This window comes from Micromonospora inaquosa, assembly GCF_003857055.1.
Classification (GTDB): Bacteria; Actinomycetota; Actinomycetes; order Mycobacteriales; family Micromonosporaceae; genus Micromonospora; species Micromonospora inaquosa.
This window is the reverse complement of record NZ_QGSZ01000387.1, coordinates 1-6,252: the sequence shown is the minus strand read 5'-3', so window position 1 is coordinate 6,252 and position 6,252 is coordinate 1. Positions and strand designations below refer to the sequence as shown.

Genomic DNA, 6,252 nt, shown 5'->3' with positions numbered 1-6,252 from the left:
GGGGGGGGGTGGGGGTGGGGCAGAGACGGATCGACGCAGGTCAGCCGGGGAGCCGACGTGCGGTGGACGCGGAGCGGACGGCGATTCGGGCCTCGCGGCGGGCGGTCCGGACGGCGCGTTGCATGGAACGTCGAGAGTGGCCGATGCGGTGGCCCGTCCGCCACCGCAGACCCGGCTTGCCTCCGGTGTCCGCCGCGGCGAGCAGCAGACCGCCGAGGAGCCCGAGGTTCTTCAGGGCGTGGACCTGGTTGTTGTTCCTGGTGCTCGGGTCGTCGTTCTTCCAGAAGGGATGCCCGGCGATGGTCACCGGCACCAGCGTGCCGGCGAGGACCAGCGCCGCAGGTCGGCTGAACCGGCCGGTGGCCAGCATCAACCCGGCGCTGACCTGCACGGCCCCGTTGAGTCGGATCAACGTCTCGGTATCGGTGGGAAAGCTCGGGTGTGCCTTCTTCAGCATCGGTGCGACCTTGTCGGTCACCGGTTTGGCCGCGACCGCCAGCCGGCCGGGAGCACGGAAGTTGCGATACCCGCTGACCACGAAGATGCCGCTCAGCATGGCGCGGGCGAGGGAGCGTACGGGCGTCATGGATCAGTCATACCCCGTCGCGGCGTTTGCTACCCGGGCAACCGCAGGATCGGATTGGTGTTCGTACACGTGCGCCACGCCGAATCGAGCGACCGTCACGGATGGACGGGCGCTGGCGGGTAACGTCGCGCGGGTGACCACGCTGCGGCTACGCCCCGAGGACCCGGCCGACGCCGGCTCGGTCCGCCGCGTGCTGGCCGCCGCCTTTGCCCGCCCGGACGTGGCGACGCCGCCCGAGGTCAGCCTGGTCGACGAACTGCGCGAAACCACCGCCTGGTTGCCGGAACTGGCCATGGTCGCCGAGTACGGCGGTGAGGTGGTCGGTTACGCGCTGCTCACCCGGGCGCGTCTGCGGCCGGAGCGAGGCCCCGACCTGCCCGTGCTGGCACTCGGCCCGGTGGCGGTCGCGCCGCACCGGCAGCGCGTCGGGCACGGCACGGCGGTCGTGCAGGCCGCCATGGACGCCGCCACCGAGTTGGGCGAGCGGCTCGTCGTCGTTCTCGGTGCCCCGGCCTTCTACCGCCGGTTCGGGTTCGGCCCGGCGAGTGAGCTGGGCCTGACCGGCCCGTGGGCGGGTCTCGGTGAGCCGTGGCAGGCGCTGGTGCTGCCTCCGTCCACCAGCGAGGAAAGCCCCCCGCCTCGCGGTGAGGTGCTCTTTCCGGCGCCCTGGTCGAAGGTCTGACCGGGCCGCCGTGGTGGGTGGCGGTCAGGCCGGCTGCGTCCGCAGGTACCGGCCGAAGTGCGGGACCGTGAAGGCGACGGTGCCCCGCTCACCCGAGTAGATCAACCCCTTCTTGATCAGCGCGTCCCGGGCCGGGGAGAGGCTGGCCGGTTTGCGGCCGAGGGCTCGGGCGATCTCCGCGGTGGGCACCGCCGCGTCCATGTCGTCGCGGACCACCGCGCCGGACTCGCCCTCCACCGCGGACATCGTGGCCATCGCCCGCATGTACTCGCGTTCGGCGGGAGTGGCCCGTTCGAACCGGGACCCGAAGAACCCGACAGCCAGCTCGGCCTCCGCCTCGGGCGCGGCGACCCGCACATCGGCGGCGGTGATCGGTGAGCGCGGCGCATGGTCCCACGTTGCCTTGCCGTACGCCTGGACGAAGTAGGGATAGCCGCCGGACTTCTCGTAGAGCAGGTCGAGGGCCTTCTGCTCGTACTCGACCTCCTCGCGCTCGGCGGGCGCGCAGAGCGCCCGGTCGGCGGCGATCCGGTCGAGCCGGTCGATGCGTTGATAGCGGAACAGCCGTTCGGAGTACGACTTGGCGGCGCTGAGCACGGCCGGCAGGTGCGGAAGGCCGGCGCCGACGACGATCAGCGGTGCGCCGAGCTGGGACAGCTCGTGGCAGGCGGCGCAGAGCGCCGACACGTCCTCCGGGCCAAGATCCTGCATCTCGTCGATGAAGATGGCGATGCCGGTGCCGACGTCGCTGGCCACGGCGGCGGCATCACTGAACAGCTCGACCAGGTCGATCTCGATGTCGCCGGAGTCGGCCCGACCACTGGCGGCCGGCACGTCGATGCCGGGCTGCCACCGGTCGCGTAGCTTGCTGGCGGCACCGGCCCGGCCGGTCGGGGTGGACCGCTGGGCGAACGCCTTGAGGACGCCGAGGAACGCGTCGATCCGGTCGGGTGCGCGGTGGCGGGGGGCCAACTCCCGGACCGCCATGTGCAGCGCGGCGGCGACCGGTCGGCGCAACGACTGGTCCGGTCGAGCCTCGATCTTGCCGCTGCCCCAGAGCCGGTTGATCGCCTGCGACCGGAGGGTGTTGAGCAGAACCGTCTTGCCGACGCCACGCAGCCCGGTGAGCATCAGGCTGCGCTCGGGTCGGCCGCGGGCGATGCGCTCAAGCACGATGTCGAAGACGTCCAGTTCCCGCCCCCGCCCGGCGAGTTCGGGCGGACGCTGACCGGCGCCCGGCGCGTACGGGTTGCGGACCGGATCCACGCATCGCAGATTATCGGGCCATCTAGCTGCGAGGCTAGACATGCATAGATGGGGCTACCGGCGTGTCGGAACCGTCGACAACAAACTAGGGCTGTCTAGCCTCCACGCTAGACAGCCCTAGTTTTGCCAATCGCCGGATCGGCCCCTCGATCAGGGCTACCGCTTCTTCAGACAGAGCACGTAGTCGAACAGGTCGACCGAGTTGTCGTGCACGTAGTTCGCGGTCGCCTGCGGCGCGAGCATCTCGCACCGGTCGCCGTCGGTGGTCGCCGGAATGCGCAGCAGCACCTGATAGGTGTTCGGGCCGCACGGCACCTTGCGCAGCTCCGCGTTGTCCTCACTGCCGTCGTTCACCACGCAGTCGCCCCGCGCGAACTCCTCGTCGGGGGTCGGCACAGCCGACGGCGGCGCGTCTCTGGGCAGCTCGGGTGGAACGACCGGAGCGCTCCTCGACGGGGTACGCGCGGCATCCCTGCCAGCGTCGGCCGCCTTCCAGATCGCCCAACTGGCCAGGCCGAGACACGGACACAGCACGAGCAACACCACCGCCGCGATGATGAGGGCGACATTGCGACCGGTCTTCGCCGGCGCGACGGGCGGCATCCCGTAGCCGCCGGCAGGCTGCATCCCGTAGCCGCTGGCAGGCTGCTGACCCCACGGCGCGGGAGGCTGACCCGGCATCGGCCCGACCGGCTGACCCGGCGTCGGGCCGACCGGCGGGAACGGCCCGGCCGGCGGGAACGGCCCGGCCGGTGGGTGCGGCCCGGCCGGTGGGTACGGCCCGGGCGGCGGGTATCCCGGGCCGGAGGTCGGCGGCGGCGCCCACATCGGCGTGGTCGGCGGCTCCGGGTCGGTGGGCGGTGGTGCCCACATGGGTGCCGTCGGTGGCTCCGCGCCCGCCGGCGGGGGACCCCACTGCTGCCGCGTCGGGTCGTCCGCGGGTGGCGGGGCACTCCACTGGGGCAGGGTCGGGTCGGCCGGTGGTGAGCTGTCAGGCCCGCTGGGCGGGCGCCGGTACTGGTCGTCCGGCTGGTCGGAGCCCGCAGGTCCGTAGGTCGTCATGTCATCCCCGGGGGTGGGTGGTCTCAGCGTTGCTTGAGGCAGAGGACGAAATCGAGAGTGTCCAGCTCACTGTCGAAGAAGTACCAGTTGGTGTAGCCCTTGACCTTGTCGCACTTGGTCTCGGCGTCCCGCTCGCCGCTGGTCGGGCCGTCGATCCGGCTCAGCACCTCGTACGACTTCGCGGTACAGCCGCTGATCAGCAGCTTGGGCTTGCCACCAGCGGCGCCCTCGTTGCGGACGCACTGGCCGACCTTCGCGAACCGGGGATCGGCCGACGACTCCGGGGCGGCCGCACTCGGCGCGGGCTCGACCACATCCGCGCTGGGCTCATCGGCAACCGCCGAACTGCTCGGCGCGGCTGCCGGTGCCGGGTCGCTCCGCCCACTGCGGAACCAGAACGCGCCGGCGATGGCGACCAGCAGGACGACGGCCAGCACCGCGATCAGCGGCCCCCGACCGCGCCGGCCCGGTGCCGGATCCTCGCCGTACGCGTCGCCGGGCTGGTACGAGGGCTGCCCGCCGTATTGGTCGGCGGGCTGGTACGGCGGCTGCCCGCCGTACGGGTCGCCGGGCTGGTACGAGGGCTGCCCGCCGTATTGGTCGGCGGGCTGGTACGGCGGCTGCCCGCCGTACGTCGGGGTCGGCTGGTACGAGCCGCCGTAGGGCGCGCCCGGCGCGGCACCGTAGGGCGTCCCCGTACCGCCTCCGTAGCCGGCGGTGGGTGGGTCGCCGTATGGCCCGGGCCGTCCCTGCGGCGCGGGCGGGTACGACGGAACCGCCGGCGGGTAGGACTCCGACGCGGGCGGGTAGGGCTGCTGTGTCGGGTGGCCCGGCGTCTCATCGGGTCTCTGGCCACGCCACGGCCCCGGGTGGCCGCCCCCCGGTTGTCCGTAGTTCGTCATGCCGCCCTCCTGCACGAGTGGTGAGAGGCCGGCCACCAAAGCGGGACGCGGACTCCGAGGTCACCGTAGCGTGGCCGACTGATGAGCTCACCTGCACCGAGCACCACGGCCCTCGCCGGCCGTCGCGCCAGCACCACACCAGCCCTGATCTGGACCGCGTTGATCGTGGTCTACCTGCTCTGGGGGTCGACTTATCTGGCCATCCGGATCGCCGTGGAGACGCTGCCTCCGCTGCTGTCGGCCGCCCTCCGGTTCGCCGTGGCCAGCCTGATCCTGGCGGTGGTGCTGCGACTGCGTCGAGGGCCCGGCGCGCTGCGGGTGGACCGACGGCAACTCGGCTCCGCCGCGCTGGTCGGGGTGCTCCTGCTGGCCGCTGGCAATGGCCTGGTGGTGCTCGCCGAATCGGGGCCGCCGGGCGTGGCGGTGCCGTCCGGGATCGCCGCGCTGCTGGTGGCCACGGTGCCGCTGCTGGTGGTGCTGTTGCGCTCGGCCACCGGGGACCGGCCGCCGCTCTGGACGTTCGCAGGGGTCACCCTGGGCTTCGTCGGCCTCGTCCTGTTGGTGCTGCCGGGCGGTGGTTCGGCCGCGGTGCCGCTGCTCGGGGCGCTGACCGTGGTGGCGGCAGCCGCCTCCTGGTCGGTCGGGTCGTTCCTGTCCGGACGGATCCGGATGCCCGCCGACCCCTTCGTGGCAACGGTGTACCAGATGGTGGCCGGCGCGCTGGTGCTGGCGGTCGTCGCCGCCGGTCGGGGTGAACTGGCGGACTTCCACCCGGCGGCGGTCAGCACCAGGTCCTGGTTGGCGCTGTGCTACCTCATGGTGGCCGGTTCGCTGGTGGCCTTCACCGCGTACGTCTGGCTGCTGCACAACGCGCCGATCTCGCTGGTGTCGACGTACGCCTACGTGAATCCGGCGGTCGCGGTGGCGCTCGGCGCGCTGCTGGTAGCCGAGCCGGTCACCCCGCAGGTGCTGCTCGGCGGTGCCGTCATCGTCGCCGGGGTCGCCCTGGTGGTGACCACCGAACGGCCGGGTCGAGCCGGCACGGGATCACGATCGGGGGCCACGCGGGTGCGCGAACGCCAGTAACGTCCGGGCCATGTCGGCCGCCGCGCTGGTGTCGATCGGGCTGCTCGGCACGTTGGTCGGCCTCGTCGTACCCCTGGTGTCGCGGCGCTTCGCCACGACGGACGCCCGGTCGCTGTCGTTCCCGGGGCCACGGCCGGTCCGATGGCCCTGCGGCGACCCGATGGTGGCGGCCAGCGTCTTTGTCGGCCTCGCCGTCGCCGTGGGTGACGACCCGGCGCTGCCGGTCTTCCTCGCCGTCGCGGCGGTCGGTCTGGTGCTGGCGCGGGTCGACCTGACCTGCCTGCGGCTGCCCGACCCGTTGGTCCTCACCGCCGGGCTGCTGGCCTTCGGGGGTCTGACCGCTGCGGCGTTGCTCGCCGGCACTGTCGGCCGACTGGTCGGCGCGCTGGGAGGCGCGGCGGTCGCGGGCGCGGCGCACGTGCTGCTGGCCCTGCTGCCCCGGTCCCGACTGGGTTTCGGGGACGTGAAACTCGCCGTCGTCCTCGGCCTCCCGCTCGGCTGGCTGGGGCGGGACGCCCTGCTGGCCGGCCTGCTCCTGCCGCATGTCCTGCACGGCGGCCTGGTGCTCGGCCTGCTCGCCGCCCGACGGGTACACCGAAACACCCTGCTGCCCCTCGGCCCAGCCCTGCTGGCCGGCGCCTGGCTAGCCACCCTCCTAACCTAACCCG

The 6,252-nt window shown here is 72.8% G+C and carries 6 protein-coding genes and 1 pseudogene; 3 read left to right on the top strand and 4 right to left on the bottom strand.

Annotated elements, in window-relative coordinates; all coding sequences use genetic code 11:
- Positions 1 to 40: 40 nt before the first annotated feature.
- Complete coding sequence (locus tag DLJ59_RS34615) at positions 41 to 586, bottom strand: DoxX family protein (protein WP_124778317.1); 546 nt, start codon at positions 584 to 586, stop codon at positions 41 to 43.
- 133 nt (positions 587 to 719) lie between these two features.
- Between DLJ59_RS34615 and DLJ59_RS34610 the strand changes: the two genes are divergently transcribed.
- On the top strand, positions 720 to 1,268 hold the full coding sequence (locus DLJ59_RS34610) for a GNAT family N-acetyltransferase (protein WP_124778316.1): 549 nt from the start codon (positions 720 to 722) through the stop codon (positions 1,266 to 1,268).
- A gap of 24 nt (positions 1,269 to 1,292) precedes the next feature.
- Here the strand turns inward: DLJ59_RS34610 and DLJ59_RS34605 are convergent, their stop codons facing one another.
- The 3 genes and pseudogenes from DLJ59_RS34605 to DLJ59_RS37795 form a co-directional block, all read right to left on the bottom strand.
- Positions 1,293 to 2,534, bottom strand: coding sequence for an ATP-binding protein (locus DLJ59_RS34605; RefSeq protein ID WP_124778315.1), 1,242 nt, complete (start codon positions 2,532 to 2,534; stop codon positions 1,293 to 1,295).
- 156 nt (positions 2,535 to 2,690) lie between these two features.
- Positions 2,691 to 3,137, bottom strand: coding sequence for an LppU/SCO3897 family protein (locus tag DLJ59_RS38170; RefSeq protein ID WP_124778319.1), 447 nt, complete (start codon positions 3,135 to 3,137; stop codon positions 2,691 to 2,693).
- A 482-nt stretch (positions 3,138 to 3,619) separates the two neighbouring features.
- Positions 3,620 to 4,108, bottom strand: a pseudogene (locus DLJ59_RS37795) (LppU/SCO3897 family protein); the annotation flags it as partial.
- Between the two features lie 471 nt (positions 4,109 to 4,579).
- On the opposite strand from DLJ59_RS37795, the gene DLJ59_RS34590 reads away from it, so the two are divergent.
- Together DLJ59_RS34590 and DLJ59_RS34585 are read left to right on the top strand one after the other, a co-directional pair.
- Positions 4,580 to 5,584, top strand: coding sequence for an EamA family transporter (locus DLJ59_RS34590; protein WP_208648937.1), 1,005 nt, complete (start codon positions 4,580 to 4,582; stop codon positions 5,582 to 5,584).
- A 10-nt stretch (positions 5,585 to 5,594) separates the two neighbouring features.
- On the top strand, positions 5,595 to 6,248 hold the full coding sequence (locus DLJ59_RS34585; RefSeq protein WP_124778313.1) for an A24 family peptidase: 654 nt from the start codon (positions 5,595 to 5,597) through the stop codon (positions 6,246 to 6,248).
- Positions 6,249 to 6,252 lie beyond the last annotated feature (4 nt).